20 protein-coding genes are annotated in these 25621 nt (G+C 71.7%); 7 read left to right on the plus strand and 13 right to left on the minus strand.

The window, feature by feature from the left end; genetic code table 11:
- Nucleotides 1-142 precede the first annotated feature (142 nt).
- Both QRN89_RS12145 and QRN89_RS12150 read right to left on the minus strand, forming a co-directional pair.
- Nucleotides 143-1039 (minus strand): ABC transporter permease, encoded by an 897-nt coding sequence (locus QRN89_RS12145; RefSeq protein WP_290349361.1) that lies wholly within the window; start codon nucleotides 1037-1039, stop codon nucleotides 143-145.
- Nucleotides 1036-3888, minus strand: a complete 2853-nt coding sequence (locus tag QRN89_RS12150; protein WP_290349362.1) for an alpha/beta fold hydrolase — start codon at nucleotides 3886-3888, stop codon at nucleotides 1036-1038. Before QRN89_RS12150 ends, QRN89_RS12145 begins: the two co-directional genes overlap by 4 nt.
- Before the next feature lie 483 nt (nucleotides 3889-4371).
- Here QRN89_RS12150 and QRN89_RS12155 point away from each other — a divergent pair, with 483 nt between their 5' ends.
- Nucleotides 4372-5541: a S8 family peptidase gene (locus QRN89_RS12155; protein ID WP_290353675.1), complete on the plus strand. Its 1170-nt coding sequence runs from the start codon at nucleotides 4372-4374 to the stop codon at nucleotides 5539-5541.
- Nucleotides 5542-5604: 63 nt separating this feature from the next.
- Here the strand turns inward: QRN89_RS12155 and QRN89_RS12160 are convergent, their stop codons facing one another.
- The 6 genes from QRN89_RS12160 to iolC form a co-directional block, all read right to left on the minus strand.
- Complete coding sequence (locus QRN89_RS12160) at nucleotides 5605-6222, minus strand: DUF4291 domain-containing protein (RefSeq protein ID WP_290349363.1); 618 nt, start codon at nucleotides 6220-6222, stop codon at nucleotides 5605-5607.
- Nucleotides 6223-6451: 229 nt separating this feature from the next.
- Nucleotides 6452-7954 (minus strand): CoA-acylating methylmalonate-semialdehyde dehydrogenase, encoded by a 1503-nt coding sequence (gene mmsA / locus QRN89_RS12165; protein WP_290349364.1) that lies wholly within the window; start codon nucleotides 7952-7954, stop codon nucleotides 6452-6454.
- A 23-nt stretch (nucleotides 7955-7977) separates the two neighbouring features.
- Entirely contained in the window at nucleotides 7978-9885 is a 1908-nt protein-coding gene (gene iolD / locus QRN89_RS12170) for a 3D-(3,5/4)-trihydroxycyclohexane-1,2-dione acylhydrolase (decyclizing) (RefSeq protein WP_290349365.1), read from the minus strand.
- Nucleotides 9882-10712, minus strand: coding sequence for a 5-deoxy-glucuronate isomerase (gene iolB / locus QRN89_RS12175; RefSeq protein WP_290349366.1), 831 nt, complete (start codon nucleotides 10710-10712; stop codon nucleotides 9882-9884). Before iolB ends, iolD begins: the two co-directional genes overlap by 4 nt.
- 16 nt (nucleotides 10713-10728) lie before the next feature.
- Nucleotides 10729-11619 (minus strand): Cgl0159 family (beta/alpha)8-fold protein, encoded by an 891-nt coding sequence (locus QRN89_RS12180; RefSeq protein WP_290349367.1) that lies wholly within the window; start codon nucleotides 11617-11619, stop codon nucleotides 10729-10731.
- Nucleotides 11616-12659: a 5-dehydro-2-deoxygluconokinase gene (iolC, locus tag QRN89_RS12185; protein ID WP_290349368.1), complete on the minus strand. Its 1044-nt coding sequence runs from the start codon at nucleotides 12657-12659 to the stop codon at nucleotides 11616-11618. The genes QRN89_RS12180 and iolC overlap by 4 nt, the downstream gene beginning before the upstream one ends.
- Before the next feature lie 130 nt (nucleotides 12660-12789).
- Here iolC and QRN89_RS12190 point away from each other — a divergent pair, with 130 nt between their 5' ends.
- The 3 genes from QRN89_RS12190 (at nucleotide 12790) to QRN89_RS12200 (ending at nucleotide 14802) form a co-directional block, all read left to right on the plus strand.
- Nucleotides 12790-13701: a sugar phosphate isomerase/epimerase family protein gene (locus QRN89_RS12190; RefSeq protein WP_290349369.1), complete on the plus strand. Its 912-nt coding sequence runs from the start codon at nucleotides 12790-12792 to the stop codon at nucleotides 13699-13701.
- Nucleotides 13702-13932: 231 nt separating this feature from the next.
- A complete protein-coding gene (locus tag QRN89_RS12195) occupies nucleotides 13933-14130 on the plus strand; it encodes a helix-turn-helix transcriptional regulator (protein WP_290349370.1) in 198 nt (65 codons plus the stop codon).
- Nucleotides 14131-14214: 84 nt separating this feature from the next.
- A complete protein-coding gene (locus QRN89_RS12200; protein ID WP_290349371.1) occupies nucleotides 14215-14802 on the plus strand; it encodes a GNAT family N-acetyltransferase in 588 nt (195 codons plus the stop codon).
- Nucleotides 14803-14823: 21 nt separating this feature from the next.
- On the opposite strand, the gene QRN89_RS12205 is transcribed toward QRN89_RS12200, so the two are convergent.
- Both QRN89_RS12205 and QRN89_RS12210 read right to left on the minus strand, forming a co-directional pair.
- Entirely contained in the window at nucleotides 14824-15870 is a 1047-nt protein-coding gene (locus tag QRN89_RS12205) for a zinc-dependent alcohol dehydrogenase family protein (protein ID WP_290349372.1), read from the minus strand.
- Between the two features lie 41 nt (nucleotides 15871-15911).
- A complete protein-coding gene (locus tag QRN89_RS12210; RefSeq protein ID WP_290349373.1) occupies nucleotides 15912-18239 on the minus strand; it encodes an MMPL family transporter in 2328 nt (775 codons plus the stop codon).
- A gap of 165 nt (nucleotides 18240-18404) precedes the next feature.
- Here QRN89_RS12210 and QRN89_RS12215 point away from each other — a divergent pair, with 165 nt between their 5' ends.
- Both QRN89_RS12215 and QRN89_RS12220 read left to right on the plus strand, forming a co-directional pair.
- Nucleotides 18405-19082 (plus strand): TetR/AcrR family transcriptional regulator, encoded by a 678-nt coding sequence (locus QRN89_RS12215; RefSeq protein WP_290349374.1) that lies wholly within the window; start codon nucleotides 18405-18407, stop codon nucleotides 19080-19082.
- A gap of 120 nt (nucleotides 19083-19202) precedes the next feature.
- Entirely contained in the window at nucleotides 19203-19514 is a 312-nt protein-coding gene (locus QRN89_RS12220) for a heavy-metal-associated domain-containing protein (protein WP_290349375.1), read from the plus strand.
- A gap of 684 nt (nucleotides 19515-20198) precedes the next feature.
- Here the strand turns inward: QRN89_RS12220 and QRN89_RS12225 are convergent.
- Both QRN89_RS12225 and recD2 read right to left on the minus strand, forming a co-directional pair.
- A complete protein-coding gene (locus QRN89_RS12225) occupies nucleotides 20199-21488 on the minus strand; it encodes a citrate synthase (RefSeq protein WP_269730317.1) in 1290 nt (429 codons plus the stop codon).
- A gap of 168 nt (nucleotides 21489-21656) precedes the next feature.
- Nucleotides 21657-23885 carry an SF1B family DNA helicase RecD2 gene (gene recD2 / locus QRN89_RS12230; protein WP_290349376.1) on the minus strand — a complete coding sequence of 743 codons (2229 nt, stop codon included), beginning with the start codon at nucleotides 23883-23885 and terminating at the stop codon, nucleotides 21657-21659.
- Nucleotides 23886-24186: 301 nt separating this feature from the next.
- Here recD2 and QRN89_RS12235 point away from each other — a divergent pair, with 301 nt between their 5' ends.
- Entirely contained in the window at nucleotides 24187-24693 is a 507-nt protein-coding gene (locus tag QRN89_RS12235) for a DUF937 domain-containing protein (protein ID WP_290349377.1), read from the plus strand.
- Between the two features lie 75 nt (nucleotides 24694-24768).
- On the opposite strand, the gene QRN89_RS12240 is transcribed toward QRN89_RS12235, so the two are convergent.
- The gene (locus QRN89_RS12240) at nucleotides 24769-25566 is read right to left on the minus strand and encodes a sugar phosphate isomerase/epimerase family protein (protein ID WP_290353676.1); all 798 of its coding nucleotides are present in this window, start codon (nucleotides 25564-25566) and stop codon (nucleotides 24769-24771) included.
- Between the last annotated feature and the right edge of the window lie 55 nt (nucleotides 25567-25621).

Consider the following 25621-nt stretch of genomic DNA (forward strand, 5'->3'; position numbering starts at 1 on the left):
AGGAGCAGACGAACGCGTTGCGGATGCGTCTCGATGCGGCAACGGCCCTCCGTACCGGAACCGTTGGCGGGCGGCGGACACACGTACGGCGTGAGACGCCGGGAGCGCGTCTCACGCCGTACGGGCGGGCTTCCCGCGGCGGTCAGGACACGATGTCCTTGCGGGCGAACCCGCGGAAGGCAAGGGCGATCAGCACGAGGGCGAACGTCACGGACACCGCCGTGCCCTTCAGCATGCCGCCCCATTCGAGCTGGGGCTGGAGCGCGTCGGCCCAGGCGAACTGCCAGTGCGCCGGCAGGAAGTCGCGCCAGGAGCCCAGCGCCGTCACGGCGTCCAGGACGTTCCCGATGATGGTCAGCCCGACCGCGCCGCCGACCGCGCCCAGCGGTGCGTCGGTCTTGGTGGACAGCCAGAACGCGAGCCCGGCGGTGACCAGTTGGGAGACGAAGATGTACGCGACGACGAGTGCGAGCCTGGGAAGCGTGTCGGCCGTCGCCAGCGAGCCGCCGGTCGGCAGTCGCAGGGGCCCCCAGCCGTAGGCCACCGTCCCCACCGCCAGTCCCACCAGCGGCAGCAGGACCATCGCCGCCGCGCTGAAGCCCAGCGCGACCGCCAGCTTCGACCACAGCAGCCGGGACCGGGGCACGGGCGCCGCCAGCAGGTAGCGCAGGGACGACCAGCTCGCCTCGGACGCCACGGTGTCGCCGCAGAACAGCGCGACCGGCACGACCAGCAGGAAACCGGCCGACACGAACAGGCAGGTGGCCGCGAAGTTGGCACCGGACGCGGTCGCCGTGTCCATCAGGTTGATCCGGCCGCCACCGCCGTCGCCGCGCTCGTCCGGGGAGCCGCCGATCGCGAAGGCCACGATCAGCACGAACGGCAGCGCCGCCAGGATCGCGCCCATCACGAGCGTCCGCCGCCGCTTCAGCTGGCGGACCGCCTCGACACGCAGCGGCAGGGTGCGCCGCGCCCGATAGCCGGGCGCGGTCGCCACGCTCGCCGCGCGGGCCTCGGTGCGCACGGGGGTGGTGCTCATGCGGATGCTCCTCCGATCAGGGTGAGGAACGCGTCCTCCAGGCGCCGGTGCGGTCCCACTCCGGTCACCGGTACGTCCAGCCGGACGAGTTCGGCGACCAGGGCGGCGGCGCTCGCCCCGTCGAGGCGGACCAGCACACCGCCGCCTCCGTCGGCGCGGACGGCGGAGCCGACCCCCGGCAGTGCGGCGATCTTCTCCACGAGCGGTGCCGACAGGTCCTCGGCCGTGGTCACCAGCAGGGTGTCGCCGGCACCGGTGATGTCGGCGACCTGTCCCGCCTGGACCAGCCTGCCGCGGTCCATGACGACGAGATGCGTGCAGGACTGCTCGACCTCCGAGAGGAGGTGGCTGGAGACGATGACGGTCCGGCCCCCGGCCGCGTACCGGATCATCACGTCCCGCATCTCGCGGATCTGCGGCGGGTCCAGTCCGTTGGTGGGTTCGTCGAGGATGAGCAGATCCGGCAGTCCGAGCATCGCCTGGGCGATGGCGAGGCGCTGCCGCATGCCCTGTGAGTAGGTGCGGACCGCGCGGGCGAGGGCGTCGCCGAGGCCCGCGATCTCCAGGGCCTCCTCGACGTGGGAGTCCTCGGTGGGACGGCCGGTGGCACGCCAGTACAGCTCGAGGTTCTCCCGGCCCGACAGATGCGGCAGGAAGCCCGCGCCCTCGACGAAGGCGCCGACCCGGGAGAGGACGGGCGCTCCGGGCCTGACGGCATGTCCGAAGACCCTGATCTCTCCGTCGTCGGGGGTGATGAGTCCCATCAGCATGCGGAGCGTGGTGGTCTTGCCGGCGCCGTTCGGGCCGAGGAGCCCGAGCACCTGGCCCTTCTCGACGCGGAACGAGAGCTCACGTACCGCGTACTTGTCGGCCGATCCGGCGTACCGCTTGGTGAGTCCGGTGATCTGCAGCGGTACGCCGGCGAGCCCGGGGTCGGGGGCGGGCGCCGCGGTCCGGCGGTGCGCGGTGATCAGCAGGACCGCCGCCACCACCGCGCCTGCGGCGGGCAGGCCCCACACCCACCAGGGCAGCCCCGCCGCCTGGGTGGTGACGGCGGGCGCGGTGGGCACGGTCAGCGGTCCCACGGGGGTGACGGTGTAGGCCGCGGGGGCGGTCGGCGACGCGTGGGCGAGGTCGGTGGCCGCGAGCACGAGCCGCAGCCGGTGGCCCGCCTCGACCTCGTGGTCCACGGCGGGGAGCGTCAGTTCGACGGTCCGGCCCGCCTTGGCGTCCTCGATCCGGACGGGGGCGACGAGCTGGGCGGGAAGCACCTGCTGACGGCCGTCCGGGCCGACGTCGTAGACCTTGCCGAACAGGACCGCCTCGCCGCTGTCCGAGCCCACCTCCACGCGGACGGTGGGCGAGCCGGTGACGCGGGTGCTGCGGTCGAGCGGTGCGGAGTCGAAGCGGGCGTGCTGGCCGGGGAAGTCGAGCGAGAGGCCGACGCCGAGCGAGGAGAACCGGGAGAGCCCGCCGCCCAGTCCGGGCACGCTGGAGATTCCCGGGGGGTTGGCCCCGGCCGGGTTGCGGAAGGACTGCGTCCCGCCGGCCAGGGCGACCTCGCGGCGCCCCGCGCCCAGGCCGGGGTACGCATCGGCCGTGGCTCCGCGCAGCGTCGCCTGCCCGTCGGTGGAGTCGACGCCTCCGGTGCGGCTGACGCGGAACGCGGGGCCGGTGTCCGCGGCCTTGTCCCCGTTCAGGTACCGGTCGAACCAGGCGGAGATACGCCCCTGGACCCGCGCCGTCTCCAGATCGCCGCCGTCGTGTCCGCCGGCGATCCAGTCGACGGCCACGGGCGCGCCGTTGCCGGCGATCGCCCCGGCCATGGCGTCGGCGTGGGAGAGCGGGAAGAGCGAGTCGGACTGTCCCTGGACGATGAGCGCGGGGACCTTGATCCGGTCGGCCACGGCGGACGGGCTGCGGGCCTCCAGCAGGGCCCGCGCCTCGGCGTCGGGCCGACCGCTGGTCGCGACGCGCTCGTACATGGCGCACAGGGCGGGCTCGAAGCGTCCACAGGCCGCCGCGGGCTGCGTGGCGGAGGCGCGGGCGTCGTCACGGCCCGTGGCGCCGGGCTGCGTCGGAGCTCCGGTCCCGGTGCCTGCCGCGGCGTCGTCGCCGGTTCCGGCTCCGCCGCCGTCCCGTGCCCTGCCGGTGCCCGGTCCGTCCCCGGCGGGAGCGTCCGCCGGGGCTTCGCCCGCGTCGGGGACGAGCCCCGAGCCGCCGGCCGAACCGGCCGTGAAGAACATGCCCGCCCAGAGCTTCTTGAAGACGCCGTCCGGGAACAGCGCGTCGGCCAGGTTCCAGTACGTGATCTGCGGCGCGACGGCGTCGACCCTGCGGTCGTGGCCTGCCGCGAGCAGGGCGACGGCGCCTCCGTAGGACACCCCGGTGACCCCGACGCGGGGGTCGCCGTCGGCGTCCAGTTCGACCTCCGCTCGCCCGGCGAGCCAGTCGATCAGCCGCGAGACGTCCTTGACCTCGTGCTCGGGGTCGTTGAGCCCGATGGTGCCGGTGGACTCGCCGAAGCCGCGCGCGGACCAGGTCATGACGGCGTAGCCGTCTCTCGCCAGCGTCTCCGCCTGCTGCCGTACGGAGTCCTTGCTGCTGCCGAAGCCGTGCCCGATCAGCACCGCGGGACGGCGGCCGTCCCCGGAGGTGAAGTACGAGGTGTCGATCCTCGCGCCCGGCATGGTCAGTACGTGGTCCTCGCGGTGCACGGGGGGCTCGTCGTCCGAGACGGCGGCGGTCCAGGTGCCCGCCCCCGCGAGCACGGTGAAGGCGGCGACGGCCGCGAGCCATCGGCTTCGGCGCCGCGGCAGCACGGCTCGTCCGGGGAGTCGGATCCTCATGCCCGAAACCATAAGCGGACGGCCGGTCCGGCCGCCGCTGCCGCCGGTCGGAACTCCATGACCTCCTCGGGTAGTACCCGTCGGCCTCGCCGTACACCAGGCGCGGTACACGGGCCCGGGGTGCGGGCACTCCGTTGCGCGCCGCCCGTACGTCCGGTCCGGCGCCCGGAGACGTCCCGAGCAGGGCGGATCCACCGTCTTCGACCGGCACTTCACGGCGGGTCACTTTTGGCCGTTTCGCCCGAATGAACGGACGGGGCGCCAACACCTGCGTGCACCCTGCAGATGTCGCCGATGTCCACCAAATTGCCCATCCCACCAGGGCTTTTGATCCAAGCCATCGGTAACAACCCCTTGTGTGCCGCATCACCTCACGAGACGCTGTGCCGACGTCCGCACCGCCGCGCGGATGTTTGTCGTGTTCCGATCAAAGAGAGAGGTCAGGTGCACGAGATGAGATTCACTGCCCGCCGCTCCATACGCATGGGCGCGCTGCTCTCCGCAGCCGTCGTCGCGGCCGGTCTCCAGTTCGCCGTCACCCCCACAGCGCACAGTGCGCCGCTCGGCGATCTCCGTCTCGCCCCCACTGCAACCGCCGTACAGAACAGCTGGATCGTCGTCCTGAAGGACGGCAGCACCCGTGTCTCCGAACTGACCGCCGATCAGGACGTGACCCCCAAGCACGTCTTCCGGTCGGTGCTGAACGGCTTCTCCGCCTCCATGTCCAAGGCCGAGGCCGAGCGACTCGCCGCCGACCCGCGGGTGGCGTACGTGGAGCAGAACAGCGTCATCCGCCTCAACGAGACCCAGACCAACGCGACCTGGGGCCTCGACCGCGTGGACCAGCGCAGTCTGCCGCTGTCGACGACGTACACGCACAACACGGCGGCGTCGAACGTGAACGCGTACATCATCGACACCGGCATCCGCACCTCGCACGGAGAGTTCGGCGACCGGGCGAGCGTCGGCACCGACACCGTCGGCGACGGCCGGAACGGTCAGGACTGCCAGGGCCACGGCACCCACGTGGCCGGCACCGTGGGAGGCAGGACCTACGGCGTCGCCAAGGGCGTCAACCTGATCGCCGTGCGCGTCCTCGGCTGTGACGGCTCCGGCACGACCGAGGGCGTCATCGCGGGCGTCGACTGGGTGACGGCGAACGCGGCCAAGCCGGCCGTGGCCAACATGAGCCTCGGCGGCAGCGCCAGCGCCGCCCTGGACAGCGCGGTGAAGCGGTCCATCGCCTCGGGTGTCAGCTACTCGATCGCGGCGGGCAACGGCATCCTCATCGGCATCCCCGTGAACGCGTGCAACTACTCCCCGGCCCGCGTCCCCGAGGCCATCACGGTCGGCGCCACGGACAGGACGGACCGGCGGGCGTCGTTCTCCAACTACGGCACGTGCCTGGACCTGTTCGCCCCCGGCGTGGACATCACCTCGGCGTGGAAGGACAGCGACAGCGCGACGAGCACCATCTCCGGCACGTCGATGGCCACCCCGCACACCGCGGGTGTCGCCGCGCTCTACCTGGCGGACAACCCCACGGCGTCCCCGGCACAGGTCCGCGACGCCCTGGTGAACAACGCGACCAGCGGCAAGGTCACGGACCCGCGCACGGGGTCCCCGAACAAGCTGCTGCACTCGCTGTTCTGATCCCGGCGGCCCGGTCGGCACGGCCGGCCCGGTCCGGCGTCCCGGCCGGGCCGGCCTCCGCCCCTACGGTGCCGGCTCCGGCCGCGCCGGGGCCGTGAGATGCCCGAGGAGCCCCTCCCCCACGGGGTAGGCCCGCTCCTCGGGCATCAGCTTTCGGGCGGCCTCCAGATCCCCGCGCCGCACCCGGGCGTGGATCTCGTGCGCGAGCGGGGTCACGTCGTCGATGCGCACGGTCCACTCGTCCGCGAACCGGGCCGACGCCTCCCCGGCCAGTCCCAGCTGCAGAGAGCGGTACGGCAGCGGCGTCAACCGCAGGTCCCGCTCCGGATCCCACTGCACCCGGGCCGGCGCCTGCCGGAGCCGGCGCTTCCAGTCCGCCTGATCCCTGTGGACCCCCGGTGAGTAGTGGGACAGACAGGCGTTGTGCAGCGCCCATTCGAACCCGTCGCGGCCGATCTCGATCGCGAGGACGGTCTGCTGGCCCTCCTTGGTGCCCCAGCCGCAGCGGTACATCATCCACAGGAACGACGGCTTGATCCAGGTCATCCGGTCCCTCTTCCAGGAGACCGGGAACCGGCCGTCCCGGGCGGCGGGCACGCCGATCGCCGGGTCGTACGCCTGGTAGACCGTGATCGTCGTCTCGGTGTGAAGTGCGCGTATCTCGTACGTGGGTGGTGTCATGGCCCTCGCACGGTATCCGCGGGCACCGATGGAACGCCCGTGGATTTCCGCGGGCCCCGGGATGCGCCGCCGCCCCGGACGCGCCAAGGCCCTTGCCCCATGAGCAGATTCCCGTGCGCCGGGAGCTGCGGCCCGCGACGCCGGACGCGGCCCGTACGGGGTGAGGGTTCCGTACGGGCCGCGTGGCGTTGCGGGCCGCGTGGCACCCGGAGGGCCGGGCGCGGGGCCGTCAGTGGTTGCGCGGGAAGCCGAGGTCGACGCCGCCGTGCGGCTCGGAGGGGTCCGGCCAGCGGGTCGTCACGACCTTGCCGCGGGTGTAGAACTGCACGCCGTCGTTGCCGTAGACGTGCAGGTCGCCGAAGAGCGAGTCCTTCCACCCGCCGAAGGAGTGGTAGCCCACCGGGACCGGGATCGGCACGTTCACGCCGACCATGCCCGCCTGCACCTCCAGCTGGAAGCGCCGGGCGGCGCCGCCGTCGCGGGTGAAGATCGCCGTGCCGTTGCCGAACGGCGAGGCGTTGATGAGCGCGAGGCCCTCCTCGTAGGTGTCGGCACGCAGCACGCACAGGACGGGGCCGAAGATCTCGTCCCGGTACGCGTCGGAGTCGGTGGACACCTTGTCCAGGAGGGACAGCCCGATCCAGTGGCCGTCCTCGCAGCCGTCCACGGTGTAGCCCGTGCCGTCGAGGACGACGTCGGCGCCCTGGTCCGCGGCGCCGTGGACGTACGAGGCGACCTTGTCCCGGTGGGCCTTGGTGATGAGCGGGCCCATCTCGGACGACGGGTCGTCGCCCGGGCCGATCTTGATCTTCTCCGCGCGCTCGCGGATCTTGTCGACGAGTTCGTCGCCGACCGCGCCGACGGCCACCACCGCGGAGATCGCCATGCAGCGCTCGCCCGCGGAGCCGTACGCGGCGGAGACCGCGGCGTCCGCGGCCGCGTCCAGGTCGGCGTCCGGCAGGACGAGCATGTGGTTCTTGGCGCCACCGAGCGCCTGTACGCGCTTGCCGTTCGCCGAGGCGGTGGTGTGGATGTAGCGGGCGATCGGAGTGGAGCCGACGAAGGAGATCGCCGAGATGTCCGGGTGCTCCAGGAGGCGGTCGACGGCGACCTTGTCGCCGTGGACGACGTTGAAGACGCCGTCCGGCAGACCTGCCTCGGCGAGCAGCTCGGCGATCTTCAGCGCGGCGGACGGGTCCTTCTCGCTCGGCTTGAGCACGAAGGTGTTGCCGCAGGCGATGGCGAGCGGGAACATCCACATCGGCACCATCGCCGGGAAGTTGAAGGGCGTGATGCCGGCCACGACGCCGACGGGCTGGCGGATCGCCGCCACGTCCACCCGGTTCGACACCTGTGTGGACAGCTCGCCCTTGAGCTGCGTGGTGATCCCGCAGGCCAGGTCGACGATCTCGAGGCCCCGGGCCACCTCCCCGAGCGCGTCCGAGTGGACCTTTCCGTGCTCCGCGGTGATCAGCTCGGCGATCGCGTCGCGGTTGGCGTCGAGCAGCGCGCGGAAGCGGAAGAGGATCGAGGTCCGCTGGGCCAGGGAGGAGGTGCCCCAGGTCTCGAAGGCGGCCTTGGCCGCGGCGACGGCGCTGTCGACCTCCTCGACCGACGCGAGCGCGACCTTCGTGGTCACGGCACCGGTCGCCGGGTCGGTGACCGGTCCCCAGTTGCCGGACGCGCCCTCGACGGTCTTGCCACCGATCCAGTGGTTGACGGTCTTCGTCATGACGGAAAGCTCCTTCGGGTCCCTCAGAGATGGCGGCGCCGGGTCGCGGCCTGCCGGTCGTACTCCTCCCGGGCCTTGACCGCCGACGGCCGGGTCGCGGTCTCGGCCACAGGAACATCCCACCACGCCTGTGCCGGCGGCGCGCCCGACACAGTGTCTGCCGTTTCGGTCTCGACGTAGACACATGTGGGGCGGTCCGCCGCGCGGGCCTCGGCGAGGGCTTCGCGCAGGTCACGCAGGGTCTTGGGGCGGAGCACCCGCATTCCGAGGGAGGCGGCGTTGGCGGCGAGGTCGACCGGGAGGGGCGCTCCCGTGTAGGGGCCTCCCCCGGCGGCCCCGGGCCCTCCGGCGCGCGGCGCCCCAGGCTCCCGGTGGCGGTAGGCCGTGCCGAAGCGCTCCGAGCCGACCGCCTCCGAGAGGCAGCCGATCGACGCGTACCCGTGGTTCTGCAGGACGACCACCTTGATCGGGACGCCCTCCTGGACCGCCGTGACGATCTCGGTGGGATTCATCAGGTACGTACCGTCCCCGACGAGGGCCCAGACGGGCCGTCCGGGCGCTGCCATCGCGACCCCGATCGCCGCGGGGATCTCGTAGCCCATGCACGAGTAGCCGTACTCGACGTGGTACTGGTCGCGGGAGCGGGTCCGCCACAGTTTGTGGAGGTCGCCCGGGAGGGATCCCGCGGCGTTGATCACGATGTCGTCGCCGGTGACCAGGCCGTCGAGCGCGCCGAGCACCTGGGTCTGGGTGGGGCGGACGTCCGGGTCGGGCGCCTCGTAGGCGGCGTCGACCCGGCGCTCCCAGCGCTCCTTGGCGTCGGCGTACTCCGTCTCGTAGCGGGGCTCGGCACGGTGTCCGCCCAGGGCCGCAGTCAGCGCGTCCAGTCCGGCCCGGGCGTCCGCGACGAGCGGGAGCCCGGCGAGCTTGTGGGCGTCGAATCCGGTGATGTTGAGGTTGAGGAAGCGGACACCGGGGTGGGCGAAGAGGGTCGCCGAGGCGGTGGTGAAGTCGGTGTAGCGGGTGCCGACGCCGATGACCAGGTCGGCCGTCCGGGCGAGTTCGTCCGCGGTCGCGGTGCCGGTGTGCCCGATGCCGCCGACGTCCGCCGGGTGGTCGTAGGGCAGAGAGCCCTTCCCGGCCTGCGTCGAGGCGACGGGGATCCCGGTGGCCTCCGCGAAGGTCCGCAGGGCGTCCTCCGCCCCGCTGTGGTGCACTCCCCCTCCCGCGACGGCCAGGGGCCGGCGCGCGGACCGTACGGCGAGCACCGCAGCCGCGAGTTCCTCCGGGTCCGGCTGCGGACGGCGCACGTGCCAGACGCGCTCGGCGAAGAACTCCTCCGGCCAGTCGTACGCCTCCGCCTGCACGTCCTGCGGCAGCGCGAGCGTGACCGCCCCGGTCGCGGCCGGGTCGGTGAGGACCCGCGCCGCGGCGAGCGCGGCGGGGATCAGCGCCTCGGGCCGGGTGATCCGGTCGAAGTAGGCGGACACCGGACGCAGGCAGTCGTTGACCGAGACGTCCCCCGCGTACGGGACCTCCAACTGCTGGAGGACGGGATCGGCGGGGCGGGTCGCGAAGGTGTCGCCGGGCAGGAGCAGGACCGGGAGGCGGTTGACGGTCGCGAGGGCCGCCCCGGTGACGAGGTTGGTGGCGCCCGGGCCGATGGAGGTGGTGACGGCGTGCGTGGTCAGCCGGTTCGACTGGCGGGCGTGGCCGACCGCCGCGTGCACCATCGCCTGCTCGTTGCGCCCCTGGACGAAGGGCATGTCCTCGGACTCGAGGAGGGCCTGGCCGATTCCGGCTACGTTGCCGTGGCCGAAGATGCCCCACATGGCTCCGACGAGCCGCTGCCTGCGGCCGTCCCGCTCGGTGTACTGGCGGGCCAGGAACCGCACCAGCGCCTGGGCGACGGTCAGCCTCTGTGCGCTCATCGGTAGCCCTCCGTGTGATCGGGGTGGAAGCAGATGTGCCAGGCGCGCTCGGGCCCGGGGCCGGCCATGACGTTCAGGTAGTACATGGCGTGGCCCGGGGCGGCGATGGAGGGACCGTGCCAGCCGTCCGGGACGAGGACGGCGTCACCGCTGCGGACCTCGGCGAGCAGATCGGTGCCCCCGGGACGGGACGGTGACACCCGCTGGTAGCCGAAGCCGTGCTCGCCCTCGATCTCGAAGTAGTAGATCTCCTCGAGTTCCGTCTCCTCGCCGGGCCGGTGCTCGTCGTGCTTGTGCGGCGGGTACGAGGACCAGTTGCCTCCCGGGGTCAGCACCTCGACGGCGATGAGGCGGTCGCAGTCGAAGGAATCGGCGGCGGCGAAGTTGTGCACACGACGGGCGCAGCCGCCCGAACCCCGGTCCTCGACGGGGACCTCCGGCGCGGGGCCGCGGCGAGCGGGGAGTCGTCGCTCGCACTTCGCTCCTGCCAGGGCGAAGCGGCCTCCCGCGCCGGAGGCGATCAGCGCCTGGGCGTCGCGCGGGACGTACGCGAAGTCGGTGACTCCGGCGAACACGCTTGCTCTGCCCAGCAGTTCCATGGTCGCGCCTTCGGTGTGGACCGTGCACCCGCCCGTCAGCGGCAGCACGATCCACTCGCTGTCGCCGGTGTCCAGCAGGTGGGAGGCGCCGGGGGCGAGCTCCAGGATCCGCAGCGCGGAGTACCCCCAGCCGGCCGTCCTGGGGTCGATGTCGAGCGAGTACGGCCCGTCGGCCGCGGTCCCCGCCCGCAGATGCCGGTCGTGTGCGGTGTCGTCCCTGTGGTCCATGAGTTCTCCGTACCCCCTAGAGCAGGCCCACGGCCGTGTCGACAGCCGCCGTGACGTCGCCGTCGACCGGATAGAGCAGTGATCGGCCCACCACCAGACCCTGGACCGTGGGAAGTTGCAGCGCGCCGCGCCATTTCTCGTACGCCGCCGCCTGTCCGCCCGCGGTGTCTCCCACATCGCCTCCGAGCAGGACCGCGGGGAGCGTGGAGGTCTCCATCACCCGCGCCATGTCGTCGGGGTTCTCGGTGACGGGGATCTTCAGCCAGGTGTACGCCGACGTGCCGGCGAGGCCGGAGGCGATGGCTATGGAACGCGTGACGGCCTCGGCTGACAGGTCGTTGCGCAGTACCCCGTCGACGCGGCGGCAGATGAACGGCTCGACGAAGACCGGCAGCCGGTGGGCGGCCATCTCGTCGATGGCGCGGGCGGTGGAGTGGAGGGTGGACAGGGAGCCGGGGTCGTCGTAGTCGATGCGCAGGAGCAGCTTGCCCGCGTCGAAACCGAGGCGCGCGAGGTCCTCGGCGCGGTGTCCGGTGAACCGGTCGTCCAGCTCGAAGGCGGCACCGGCGAGTCCGCCGCGGTTCATCGACCCCATGACGACCTTGTCGTCGAGCGCCCCGAGCAGGAGGAGGTCCTCCAGGACGTCGGCGGTGGCGAGGACGCCGTCCACGCCGGGGCGCTCGAGCGCGGTGCACAGACGCTCCAGGAGGCCCAGCCGGTTGGCCATCGCGTACCGCTGGTCGCCGACCGCGAGCGCGCCCCGGGCGGGGTGGTCCGCGGCGATGATCATCAGTCGGCCGCTGCTGCCGACGAGGGGCCTGCGCCGGCGGCGGGCCGCCGCCTCGGCCACGGCCTCCGGGTGGCGGACCCTGATCCTGACGAGGTCGGTGAGGTCGACGCGGGTCACGACGCCGCTCCGGCCGCCGCCGGTCCGGGTCCGCGGTCCGTGCCGGGCCGGGGGTCGGGGCACGGTTCGGGGGCCGGTGCGTGGCCGTCGAGGAGGGCGTCCACCTCGGCGGCGTAGGGCATGGCCGACGAGCAGGCGAGACGCGCGGCGACGATCGCTCCCGCGGCATTGGCGAACCGCATGGTCCGCCCCAACTCCCAGCCGGCGAGGAGCCCGTGGACCATGGCCCCGCCGAACGCGTCGCCCGCGCCGAGGCCGTTGACGACGTCGACCTCCACCGGCGGCACCTGTGCGGTCGTGCCGTCGCGGTGCACGGCCAGGACGCCCTTGGGGCCCTGCTTGACCACGGCCAGCTCGACCCCCGCGCCGAGGAGCGCACGGGCGGCGGCGTACGGTTCGCGCTCCCCGGTGGCGATCTCGCACTCCTCGAGATTGCCGACGGCGACGGTGGCGTGGGCGAGCGCCTTCGCGTAGTGCGGCCGGGCCTCGTCCGCCGGCGTACCGGTGGGGCCCTCCCAGAACATGGGCCGCCAGTCCAGGTCGAACACGGTCGTCCCGGACTTCGCCCGGTGCTCGAGCGCGGCCAGGGTGGCCTCCCGGCTGGGCTCGGCGCACAGACCGGTGCCGGTCGTCCAGAAGACCCGCGTTGCGCCGATCGCGGCCATGTCCAGTTCCTCGGCGCGCAGTTCGAGGTCGGGGGCCTTCGGCTGCCGGTAGAAGTACAGCGGGAAGTCGTCCGGCGGGAAAATCTCGCAGAACGTCACGGGGGTCGGCAGCCCCGGCACCGCCGTCACCCAGCGGTCGTCGACCCGGAACTCGCGGAGCGCCTCGTGGAGGTAGTCCCCGAAGGCGTCCTGGCCGGTCCGGGTGACGACAGCGGCACGCCGGCCGAGCCGGGCCGCGGCGACCGCCACGTTCGTGGCGGACCCCCCGAGGAACTTCCCGAAGGTGTCGACCTGCGCCAGCGGGACCCCGGTCCGAAGGGGGTAGAGGTCCACTCCGATCCGGCCCATCGTGATGACGTCGTACGGCTGAGGCATACGTGTCCCTTCGGTTCCGCGCCCGGCTGTCCCCTGGTCTAGCCCGCTCCACTGAGCACTGTCAACATTTTGTCCTTACATTCGGACGAAAGCTTGACACCTTTCTCCGGCGGCCGGAAAGCTGGCCGCCATGACCTCCTCCGCAGCATCGTTCAACCGCATCCGGATCGGGTCGGCCCCTGACTCCTGGGGCGTGTGGTTCCCCGACGACCCCCGGCAAGTGCCGTGGCAGCGCTTCCTCGACGAGGTGGCGCGGGCCGGATACGAGTGGATCGAACTCGGCCCGTACGGCTACCTCCCCACCGACCCCGCACGGCTCGCCGAGGAGACCTCCTCCCGAGGACTGAAGGTCTCGGCCGGCACGGTCTTCACCGGACTGCACCACGGCCCGGCCGTCTGGGAGAAGACCTGGGCCCATGTCGCCGGCATCGCCGCCCTCACCCGGGCGATGGGTGCGGACCACCTCGTCGTCATCCCGTCCTTCTGGCGCGACGACAAGACCGGTGAGGTACTGGAGGACCGGACCCTCACGGCCGAGCAGTGGCGCCATCTCACCACCCAGACCGAGCGCCTGGGGCAGGAGGTGGGCGACCGCTTCGGTCTGCGGATCGTGGTCCATCCCCACGCGGACACCCATGTCGACACCGAGGAGAACGTCAGCCGCTTCCTCGACGCAACCGACGCGGACCTGGTCTCGCTCTGCCTGGACACGGGCCACTACGCCTACTGCGGTGGCGACAGCGTCAAGCTCATCGAGACCTACGGAGAGCGGATCGGCTACCTCCACCTCAAACAGGTGGACCCGGCAATCCTGGCGGAAGTGGTCGCGAACGAGGTGCCGTTCGGCCCCGCGGTGGCGCGCGGCGTGATGTGCGAACCGCCGGGGGGAGTGCCCGCGCTGGAGCCGGTCCTGGCCGCGGCCCAGCGCCTCGACGCCGAGTTGTTCGCCATCGTCGAGCAGGACATGTACCCCTGTCCTCCGGACAAGCCCTTCCCCATCGCCGAACGCACCCGGCGCTTCCTCCGCTCCTGCGGCGCGTGAGCCCCTGCGCCCCTGCCGCCCCTTTGCCTCCGTCATGTCACAAGAGTCGCCTCCTCGTCACACATGTCTCCGTTACGCGGGTCTTGCGTCACAGAACCTCGACAGCCCCTCCCCTGTCGTCACTCTGCGTCGTTCAACGGGCACAGGCTGAGTGATCGCCAGCGCCCGCGCCGCAGCTCCCCCGACGGCTCCCCCGGCCGCCGCTGCCGCGCGTACAGGGAGGTGCCACGGATGACGGACAGAAGACTCTGGTCCTACAAGGACATCGCCGCGCACATCAAGGTGCAGACAGACACGGTGCGTTCGTACCGCAAGCACGGTCTCCTGCCTCCACCGGACCATGTGGAGGCGGGCAAGCCGTACTGGTACGCCGACACCATCCGGGTCTGGGTGGCCAACCGCCCCGGCAACAGGGGGCGCAGGAGCTGAGGTCCCGGGCCCCGCATCCCCGGCTGCGGGGCCATGGCAGCAAACCGCTTGCCCCTGGCACCGGGTGCTTCCGACAATCCCCGGGTGACCGAGCGACGACCGGCGGACTTCTCCGCCAAGCCGACCCTCACCGGAACGAAGGTGGTCCTGCGCCCCTTCACCGAGGAGGACGCCCCGACGATGGCGGCGATCCTCCGCGACCCGGAGGTACTCCTCCTCACCGGTTCCGCCGGCACCCCTCCCTTCCCGGACGAACGGCTGCGCTCCTGGTACGCCGGCCGGACCGAGCAGAACGACCGTCTCGACCTGGGTGTGGTCGACCGCGCCTCGGGTGAACTCGTCGGCGAGGCCGTCCTCAACGAGTGGGACGAGCGGAACCGCAGCTGCAACTTCCGCACCCTGATCGGCCCCCGCGGCCGTGACCGCGGCCTCGGCACCGAGACCGTCCGGCTCATCATCGGCTACGGCTTCGAGCGCCTCGGGCTGAACCGGATATCCCTGAGTGTCTTCGACTTCAACCCCCGGGCCCGCCGCGCCTACGAGAAGGCGGGTTTCGTCGCCGAGGGCACCGAACGCGAGGCCCTGCGCCACGAGGACGGCTGGGTCGACGCGACGACCATGTCGGTCCTCGCCCGCGAGTGGGCCGTCCACCGGGGCCGGCCGGTGGCCTGAACCGACAGGGCGGGAGGCCCGTCACGGCTCGATGATCGTCACTCCCGCCCCCGGTGCCGTGCCCATGGCCGACAGGGCGGCGGGAGCCGCGTCGAGCGGGATCACGGACGTCACCAGCAGGTCGGGGCGCAGCGCTCCCGCGCGGACCATTTCCAGCATCGGCCCATAGGCATGAGCGGCCATGCCGTGGCTGCCCAGGATCTCCAGCTCCTCCCCGATGACCCGTCCCATGGGAACCACGGGGTCACCGGCGGCCGAGGGCAGCAGACCCACCTGAACATGGCGTCCCCGCCGGCGCAGGCTCTGCACCGACGCCACACAGGTGGCGGGGGAGCCGAGGGCGTCCAGCGAGAGATGGGCGCCCCCGCGCGTCAGCTCGCGCACCTCCTCGGCGGTGCCCTCGGCGCCCCCGGGCCCGGTCGCGTCCACGCACTCCGCCGCGCCGAACTTCCGCGCCAGCTCCAGGGCCCGGGGCGAGATGTCCACCGCCACGACCCGCGCCCCGCAGGCCGCCGCGATCATCACCGCGGAGAGCCCGACCCCGCCGCAGCCGTGGATCGCGACCCATTCACCCGGGGTCACCCGCCCCTGGGCGACGACGGCCCGGAAGGCGGTGGCGAACCGGCAGCCGAGTCCCGCCGCCGTCGCGAAGGACAGATCCTCGGGGACCCGTACGAGATTGACGTCCGCGTGCTCCAGCGCGACGTACTCGGCGAAGGAGCCCCAGTGCGTGAAGCCGGGCTGCGTCTGACGCTCGCAGACCTGCTGGTCCCCCGCGGAACAGGCCGCGCAGCGGCCGCAACCGCACACGAACGGCACAGTGACCCGGTCGCCCGGGCGCCAGTCGGCGACACCGGGCCCGACGGCCTCGACCACTCCGGCCAGTTCATGGCCGGGCACGTGCGGCAGCGAGATGCCGGGGTCGTGACCCATCCATCCGTGCCAGTCGCTCCGGCACAGTCCGGTGGCCCCGACGCGCACGACCACACCGTGCTCGGGCACCACGGGGTCGGGGACCTGGCGCACCTCGGGCATCTGCCCGTACCGCTCGAACACGACGGCCCTCATCCGCCCCGCCTTTCCCCGGCTCCGCTCGCCTCGGCTCGAACCTAACCGCCCACGGGTACGTTGTCGCGGTCCCGGTCGTCCTCCCCGTCCGGGGTTCCGCCCCCGCCGGCAGGGGGGAGCCCGCCCCGTTCGTCGGCGCCGCGCTCCTGTGCGACGGCGCCCGCCGGGACGGGCCCGGGTATCCCGCCCTCGCTGAGACCGAACCTCGCGTGGAGCGCCCGCAGCGGGGCCGGGGCCCACCAGGTGGCCCTGCCCGTCAGCTTCATCACCGAGGGGACCAGCAGGCTGCGCACCACCATGGCGTCCACGAGCACGGCGAGGGCGATGCCGAGACCGAGCATCTTGGTGTTGCTCACCCGCGAGGTGCCGATCGCGACCATCACCACCGCGAGGATCACGGCCGCGGCGGTGATCAGCCCTCCGGTACGGCGCAGCCCGAAGGCCACGGCGTGCTCGTGGTCGCCGGTGCGGTCGTACTCCTCCTTGATGCGGGAGAGCAGGAACACGCCGTAGTCCATGGAGAGTCCGAAGGCGACGCAGAACATCAGCACCGGAAGCGTCGTCTCGATGGCGCCCGTGGCGGTGAAGGAGAGCGGGCCGGACAGATGCCCCTCCTGGAAGACCCAGACGACGGCCCCGAACATCGCCGTGAGGCTCAGTCCGTTGAGCACGACGGCCTGGAGCGGGATCAGCACGCTTCCGGTGAGCAGGAAGACGAGCAGGAGGGTGACGACGGCGATGATCGCCGCGGCCCACGGCAGCCGATCGCCGATCGCGTCCTTGGAGTCAACGAGCATCGCCGCCGCACCGGCCACGGAGGTCTCGAACGGGGCCGGCTCCGCACGGAGGTCGCGGACGAGTCGCTGTGACTCCTCCCCGACGGCCTCCTCCTCGGGCAGCACCGTGAACACCGCGTGCTCACCGGAGACCAGCGGTCCGTCGACGCGCCGGACCCCTGGAAGGGCCTCGACGCGCGTGCGGTAGTCGGCGTAGTCCTGCGGGTCGGCCGCACCCTCGGCGAAGACGTCGAGACCACCGCCGGGACTGCCGGGGAACCCGTCCCGGATGTGCTGCTGCACGACATGCGACTCCGCGTCGGACGGCAACTGCCGGTCGTCCGCCGGTCCGAACCTCACTCCCAGGAACGGCAGTCCGAGCAGCACCAGTCCGGCCGTGGTGGCCGCGGCGAAGACGGGTGCCCGGCGCATCACGAGGCGCACCAGTCGTGCCCAGCGCACCCCGTCGGCGTCATCCGCGGAGCCGGCCGCCGAGTGCGACGGGGCCTCGCCCGCGGGCTGCCGGCGCCCGCGGCGGAACAGCTTCCGCAGATCGAGTGCGTTCACACGGTCGCCGAGGAGCATCAGCGCGGCGGGGAGGAGCACGAGCGCGGCCGCGGCGGCCAGCAGGACCACGGCGATCCCCGCGTAGGCGAACGACCGAAGGAAGTACTGCGGGAAGACCAGCATCGCGGCGAGTGACACGGCCACCGTCAGCGCCGAGAAGAGGACCGTGCGGCCGGCGGTGCGGATCGTGGTCGCCATGGCCTCCCGCGTCTGCGCCCCGCCCGCCAGTTCCTCCCGGAAGCGGCGCACGATGAACAGGGCGTAGTCGATGGCGAGTCCGAGACCGAGGGCCGTCGTGAGGTTCTGCGCGAAGACCGAGACGTCGGTGAACTCGGTCAGTCCGCGCAGGACCGCGTTCGTCCCCAGGATGGCGACGATGCCGATGCCCAGCGGCAGCAGGGCGGCGACCGCGCTGCCGAAGACCATCACGAGCAGGACCAGCGTCACCGGCAGCGCGATCATCTCCGCGCGGAGGAGGTCCTCCTGGATGATCGTCTCCATGTCGTGCATGACCGCGACGGGCCCGCCGACGGAGACTTCCACCGGTCCGTGCGTGCCCCGGTACGCGGGCGCGATGCGCTCCAGCACCCCGGCGGCCGTCTTCTCGTCGCCTTCGATCCGGGCGGCGATGAGTGCTTCGCGGCCGTCCTCGGCGCGCAGGGCGGGGGACTCGGTCCGCCAGTAGGAGCCGACGCCCGTCACGCCCTCCTCGCCGGCGAGTCGCCCGGTCAGCCGCTCGGCCTCGGCGGCGACGGACGGATCGTCGACGCCTTCGGGCCCGGTGCGGACGAGGAGGAGCAGATTGGGACGTGCGGCCGGGAACTCGCGGTCGAGGGCTTCGGTGGCGTAGGTCGACTGGGCGTCGGGGTCCTCCCATCCTCCGCTGCCCATCCGGTCCGCGACACCGCTGCCCGCGAGGACGGCGAGCGCGGTGACGACGAGTGCCAGCAGCAGCGACAGCCGTGGTCGCGCGGTGACGAAGCGGGTCCAGCCGCCCGGGCGCGGCTCGTGATTGACGTCGGACATCGGGCAGTGTTCCCCTCCCCCGGGACCGGTGCCGCGCAGCAGGCAGCACGGGTCGGCCATTGCCATAGACTGGCAAACACGAGTCATCGCTCGCGTTTCACAAGAATGCGAGCGCGCACTCGTGTTTGTCAACCGAGCCCGGAGAACTGGGGATTGGTGGTTCACATGCCAGAGGCGCCCGACACCGAGGAGCAGGCCGGCCCCGCACAGCCGCGCCGCCGCCAGGCACGGGGCGAGCGCCGGATCGCCCAGCTCCTGGAGGCCGCCGCGGGGGTGTTCTGCCGCAGCGGCTACACCGCCGCGAGCACCAACGCCATCGCCCGCGAGGCAGGCGTCTCACCGGGCACGCTGTACCAGTTCTTCCCGAACAAGGAGGCCATCGCCGTCGAACTGGGCGGCCGGCTGATGCAGCGCTGGCGCGAGACGCACGGCGCCGCCTTCGACGCGATCGACCCGAGCCTCCCGCTCGACGAACTGCTGGACTCGGTCCTCGACCCGCTGATCGAGTTCAACTGCCAGAACCCCGCCTTCGCCGTCCTCATGCACGGCTCCGAGATCCCCGGCCGGATCACCGAGGAGCACGACGCCGTGCACTCGGCGCTCCTCGAGCGCGTGGAACGGATCCTCGGCGACTTCCTCCCGGACGCCGCACCCGCCGAGCTGAGCCGCATCGCGAACATGACGTTCTCCTCGGTCAAGGGCGGGCTGGAGCTGATCCTCGCCCACGAGGGGGCGGAACGGGACGCGTACAAGGCCGAGCTGAAGACGATGGTGCAGCGCTACCTCGGACCTCTGGTCGACGCGACCCCGGAGCCGGAGGGCGCTCGCACTCATACCCCCTAGGGGTATAAACTCGGGACGAGCCCAGGGGAGTCCCGGCATCAGCACGACTCCCCTGGTGCACCATGACTTCGCCGCACGAAGTGATCGCACGACGACACATCCGCAAAGAGGGAGAACGCCATGACCGCCGAGACGAACACCGGCACCATCGAGGCCACCGGCTCCTGCTGCTCGCCGACGGGTTCCTGCCACGGCGGTGCGGCCGGTGCCGAGACGAGCGGCACCACCGCGGTCTACCTGGTACAGGGCATGACGTGCGGCCACTGCGAGGGCGCCGTGACCGAGGAGATCTCCGCGATCGCCGGCGTCACGTCCGTCAAGGCCGTCGCCGCGACCGGGCAGGTCACCGTGACCTCGGCCGCGCCGCTCGACGAGGCCGACGTGCGCGCCGCCGTGGACGAGGCCGGCTACGAGCTCACCGGAAGGGCCTGACGCCTCCGGCGGGCGCGGCCCCGAAGAGCCCCGAAAGACCCCGACCGCACCCCTCGCCGCCCCGGACTCCACCCGGGGCGACTTTGCCGTTCCACCGGGCCCCAGGGGCCACGCGACGCCCCGGCCGTCCCGAGTTCACCGGGTACCGGCCCTTGCACCTGCCGGGCCCCCGAAGGGCGTCCTCACCCCGCCGCCACCGCCCCCGGGAACACCTGACCGGCCCCGCGGGAATTCCCGGGACCTACTCGTTGGTTTCCGTGGTCATCAGGAGCCTGCATCTGCGATCCTTCACGTGGTACACAGGACCTTCACAAAGAGACCCAGATCACAGATATTGATGGGTAACCATTCGGGCTCTTCGCGAGTCTAAGTGGGCGATGCCAGAGCGTCTTGGGGGACGCTCATGGGATGTCTTGGGGGACGTCCCAGGCAAGCGTTGGCCGGGGCACGTACGACCGGGGAGCTTTGAGCGGCCCTCCCGTAGATACGTACCCCGGCAGACCGCGTCGCGAAGAGCTTCTGCTGGACACCAGCAGACGCCCGGCCGGATCCCGTGGGGGGAATCCGCACCGGGGATATGGGAAGCGCCCCGCTTGTCGACCCGTGGGGGGATCGGCAGCGGGGCGCTTCTCTGCGCACAGGGTCCCGCCGCGCCCGGGGCACGGCGGGACCGGGAGTCAGGCCTCAGCGGGCCTCGACGGGGACGAAATCGCGAAGGACCTCGCCCGTGTAGATCTGGCGCGGGCGACCGATGCGGGAACCCGGCTCCTTGATCATCTCGTGCCACTGGGCGATCCAGCCCGGAAGGCGGCCGAGGGCGAAGAGCACGGTGAACATCTCGGTCGGGAAGCCCATGGCCCGGTAGATCAGACCGGTGTAGAAGTCCACGTTCGGGTACAGCTTGCGCTCGACGAAGTAGTCGTCGGAGAGCGCGTGCTCCTCCAGCTTGAGGGCGATGTCCAGCAGCTCGTCGGACTTGCCGAGCGCGGAGAGCACGTCGTGGGCGGCGGCCTTGATGATCTTGGCGCGGGGGTCGAAGTTCTTGTAGACCCGGTGGCCGAAGCCCATCAGACGGACGCCGTCCTCCTTGTTCTTCACCTTGCGGATGAAGGTGTCGACGTCGCCACCGGTGGCCGCGATGCCCTCGAGCATCTCCAGCACGGACTGGTTGGCGCCACCGTGCAGCGGGCCCCACAGGGCGGAGATGCCGGCGGAGATCGAGGCGAACATGTTCGCCTGGGAGGAGCCGACCAGGCGCACGGTGGACGTCGAACAGTTCTGCTCGTGGTCCGCGTGCAGGATGAGCAGCTTGTCGAGGGCGGCCACGACGACCGGGTCCAGCTCGTACTCCTGCGCCGGGACCGAGAAGGTCATCCGCAGGAAGTTCTCCACGTAGCCGAGGTCGTTACGCGGGTAGACGAACGGGTGACCGATCGACTTCTTGTACGCGTAGGCAGCGATCGTCGGCAGCTTCGCCAGCAGCCGGATGGTGGAGAGGTGGCGCTGCTTCTCGTCGAACGGGTTGTGGCTGTCCTGGTAGAACGTCGACAGCGCGCTGACCACGGACGAGAGCATGGCCATCGGGTGGGCGTCGCGCGGGAAGCCGTCGAAGAACCGCTTGACGTCCTCGTGCAGCAGCGTGTGCTGGGTGATCTCGCCCCGGAACGCCGCCAGCTGGTCGACGGTCGGCAGCTCACCGTTGATCAGCAGGTAGGCCACCTCGAGGAAGCTGGAGCGCTCGGCCAGCTGCTCGATGGGGTAGCCGCGGTAGCGCAGGATGCCCTGCTCGCCGTCGAGGTAGGTGATCGCGGATTTATAGGCGGCCGTGTTGCCGTAACCGCTGTCCAGGGTCACCAGACCGGTCTGCGCCCGGAGCTTCCCGATGTCGAAGCCCTTGTCGCCGACGGTGCTCTCGACCACCGGGTAGGTGTATTCACCGTCCGCGTACCGCAGTACTACAGAGTTGTCGCTCACGTCATCCCTCACCGACGTAGTGCCTCTTCTTCGAGGTGCCCTGACTGTCTCTACCATCCCCCATTTGGCTGAGGAGAGTGCACTCGGGGTCGACCATTCGGCCGGTCAGCGGCACTCAGTGCCGCCCAGCCTGCTCATCCTGCCCCCTTCGCCCCGGTTCCGGAAGTGTTAGGTGATCTTTCCCACGAACCCTCCACCTGTCAGCCTGTGGTCGAGTGCGGTAAAGCGCGTGCCTGCCGAGACTGTGCGGACCGCCTGACCCATCGCTCTGCGGGAGCCGACGAGCACGACGAGCTTCCGCGCGCGCGTCACGGCCGTGTAGAGCAGGTTCCGCTGGAGCATCATCCAGGCCCCGGTGGTGACCGGAATCACCACCGCCGGATACTCGCTGCCCTGGGAGCGGTGGATCGTGACGGCGTAGGCGTGGGCGAGCTCGTCCAGCTCGTCGAAGTCGTAGGACACCTCCTCGTCCTCGTCCGTCAGCACCGTCAGCCGCTGATCGACCGGATCGAGCGAGGTCACCACGCCGACCGTGCCGTTGAAGACCCCGTTCTTCCCCTTCTCGTAATTGTTGCGAATCTGAGTGACCTTGTCGCCGACGCGGAAGACCCGGCCGCCGAACCGCTTCTCGGGGACATCGGGGCGGGCCGGGGTGATCGCCTGCTGGAGCAGGCCGTTCAGGGTGCCCGCGCCGGCGGGACCTCGGTGCATGGGCGCCAGGACCTGCACATCACGCCGCGGGTCGAGCCCGAAGCGGGCGGGAACCCGCCGGGCGGCGACGTCGACGGTGAGCCGTCCCGCCTCCTCGGTGTCGTCCTCGACGAAGAGGAAGAAGTCGCTCAGCCCCTGGGTGAGCGGCTGGGCCCCGGAGTTGATGCGGTGGGCGTTGGTGACCACCCCCGACTGCTGGGCCTGACGGAAGATCCGGGTGAGCCGGACCGACGGGACCGGGCTGCCGTCGGCGAGGAGATCACTGAGCACCTCGCCCGCGCCGACGCTCGGGAGCTGGTCCACGTCGCCGACGAGCAGCAGATGGGCACCCGGCGCCACGGCCTTCACCAGCTTGTTCGCCAGAAGCAGGTCGAGCATCGAGGCCTCGTCGACCACCACGAGGTCGGCGTCGAGCGGCCGGTCCCTGTCGTAGGCCGCGTCGCCACCCGGTTTCAGCTCCAGGAGCCGGTGCACGGTGGACGCCTCGGCCCCGGTCAGCTCGGCGAGGCGCTTGGCGGCCCGGCCCGTGGGTGCGGCGAGCACCACCTTGGCCTTCTTGGCGCGGGCGAGTTCCACAATGGAACGGACCGTGAACGACTTGCCGCAGCCGGGGCCGCCGGTCAGCACCGCCACCTTCCTGGTGAGGGCGAGACGGACGGCCTGCTCCTGCTCGGGCGCGAGCTCCGCGCCCGTGCGGTCGGCGAGCCAGGCCAGCGCCTTGTCCCAGGCCACGTCCTGGAAGGCGGGCATACGGTCCTCGTCCGTGCGCAGCAGCCGGGCCAGTTGACCGGCGAGGGACAGCTCCGCGCGATGGAAGGGCACCAGATAGACGGCGGTGACCGGGTCCCCGCCGTCCGGCGACGGCACCTGCTCCCGGACGACTCCTTCCTCCTCGGCAGCCAGTTCGGCGAGGCAGTCGATCACCAGGCCCGTGTCGACCTGGAGGAGCTTCACGGAGTCCGCGATGAGTCTCTCCTCCGGGAGGTAGCAGTGCCCCTGGTCCGTGGACTGGGACAGGGCGTACTGCAGTCCGGCCTTGACCCGGTCCGGGCTGTCGTGGGGGATGCCCACCGCCTGGGCGATCCGGTCGGCGGTGAGGAACCCGATGCCCCAGACGTCCGCCGCGAGCCGGTACGGCTGGTTCTTCACGACGGAGATCGACGCGTCCTCGTACTTCTTGTAGATCCGCACGGCGATGGACGTGGAGACGCCCACCCCCTGGAGGAAGACCATGACCTCCTTGATGGCCTTCTGTTCCTCCCAGGCGGCGCCGATCAGCTTCGTGCGCTTGGGGCCGAGGCCGGGGACCTCGACGAGTCTGCCGGGCTCGCGCTCGATGACGTCCAGGGTGTCGGCGCCGAAGTGGTCGACGATGCGCTCGGCGATCCGGGGTCCGATGCCCTTGATGAGGCCGGAGCCGAGATAGCGCCGGATGCCCTGGACGGTGGCGGGGAGGACGGTGGTGTAGTTCTCGACGGTGAACTGCTTGCCGTACTGCGGGTGGGAGCCCCAGCGGCCCTCCATCCGCAGTGATTCACCCGGCTGCGCCCCGAGGAGGGAGCCGACCACCGTGAGAAGGTCGGCGCTGCCGCGACCGGTGTCGACGCGGGCGACCGTGTAGCCGTTCTCCTCGTTGGCGTAGGTGATCCGCTCCAGGACCCCTTCGAGCACTGCCAGATTGGACATGGACCGACGCTACCGCCCGGCTCGGACAACGTGACCGGCCCGTCCGGAGCCGTTTCGTACGGCGTTCCCCGGAGTGCCGCCGGGGTGGCCGCCCCGGACGGTCAAGGGGGCCCGGTCGACCGACCGGGCCCCTCGTTCCCCCACCCTCTGGGCTCCCCTGAATCCCCCCCGGAATCCCTCCCCAGGAGCCCTGATGCCACATACGACTCACGCCACGCCGGAAGGGTTGCACGACTGCGGGCAGTTATTTTTCCGGAATCTCAAAATGCCGACATATAGGCGGAGACTTAGCGTTTCCGGCATGACTGACGATTCATTTCAGCAGGAGGTCCTGGACGAGCTCGGCGACCACCGGCTCCAGGAGATCGCGGACGCCCTCGACACCGACACCGGTGCGGCCGCGGCCGTCGTCGGCACCTCGGTGTCCACCCTGTCGGGCGAATTGAAGGACGCCGCGGAGACGCCCGATCAGGCCGGCGAGGTGCGCGACGCCCTCGGCGAGCTGACCGAGCCTCCCCTGCGGGGCGCGGTCACGCTGGGCGGTGGGCTCGGCGGAGGGCTCATGGCCGGTGTGCTGGCACGGCTGGCCAGGCCCGCGGCCGCGGCGGTGGCCGAACGGACCGGCATGCCGGTCGCCACCGTCAGCAAGGCCTTCGAACTGCTGATCCCGGTCGTGCTGACCGTCCTCACCCGGCGCGCGGCGAACCGCCGGTCCCCAGGGGCGGCACCCGGCACGCCGGGCGCCCCGGGGGCCGGTGTCGGCGACGTGCTCGGCGATCTGCTGGGAGGAGGACGGAAGAGGCCCTGACGTCCTCGCCCGCCCACGAGGACGTCGTCACCTCCGGGCGCGCACGACTTCCCCGAGCAGAGGGGCGAGTCCGCCCTACAGCGCGTGGCGCACGTACCGCGTCGCCGTCTCCGCCAGGACCTCCACGCCGTCCCTCGCCCACAGCCCTTCGTTGAAGAGCTCCACCTCGACGGGGCCCGAGTAGCCCGCCGCGTCGACCCGTTCGCGCCAGGCGCGCAGGTCGATCGCGCCGTCACCCAGCTGTCCGCGTCCGTTGAGCACCCCCGCCGGCAGCGGGGTGACCCAGTCGGCCAGCTGGAAGGCGTGGATCCGCCCGCCGGCGCCCGCGCGGGCCACGTCGAGGGGCGCCCGGTCGTCCCACCAGACGTGATAGCTGTCCACGACGACACCCACCTCCTCGGCCGGGAACCGCTCCGCGATGTCGAGCGCCTGTCCGAGCGTCGAGACGGCACAGCGATCCGCGGCGAACATCGGGTGCAGCGGCTCGATCGCGAGACGTACGCCGCGCTCCCTGGCGTACGGGGCGAGGACCCCGATCCCCTCCGCGACGCGTTCCCGGGCACCGGGCAGGTCCCTGCTGCCGGGCGGCAGTCCGCCCGAGACCAGGACGAGCGTGTCCGTGCCCAGCGCCGCCGCCTCGTCCAGGGCCGCGCGGTTGTCGTCCAGGGCGCGTTCGCGTGCCGCCGGTTCCGTCGCGGTGAGGAATCCGCCCCGGCACAGGGTGGTGACGGCGAGTCCCGCGTCCCGTACGAGCCGGGCCGCAGCCTCGACGCCGTACCTCCGTACGGGCTCCCGCCACAGTCCGACCCCGGGCACGCCGAGCCGTGTGCATGCCTCGGTGAGCTCCGGCAGTGTCAGCTGTCTGACCGTCATCTGGTTGATGCTGAAACGGGCGAGTCCAGGGGAGCCGGGCACGATGACCGGGCTG

It is taken from the genome of Streptomyces sp. HUAS CB01 (genome assembly GCF_030406905.1).
Classification (GTDB): Bacteria; Actinomycetota; Actinomycetes; order Streptomycetales; family Streptomycetaceae; genus Streptomyces; species Streptomyces chengbuensis.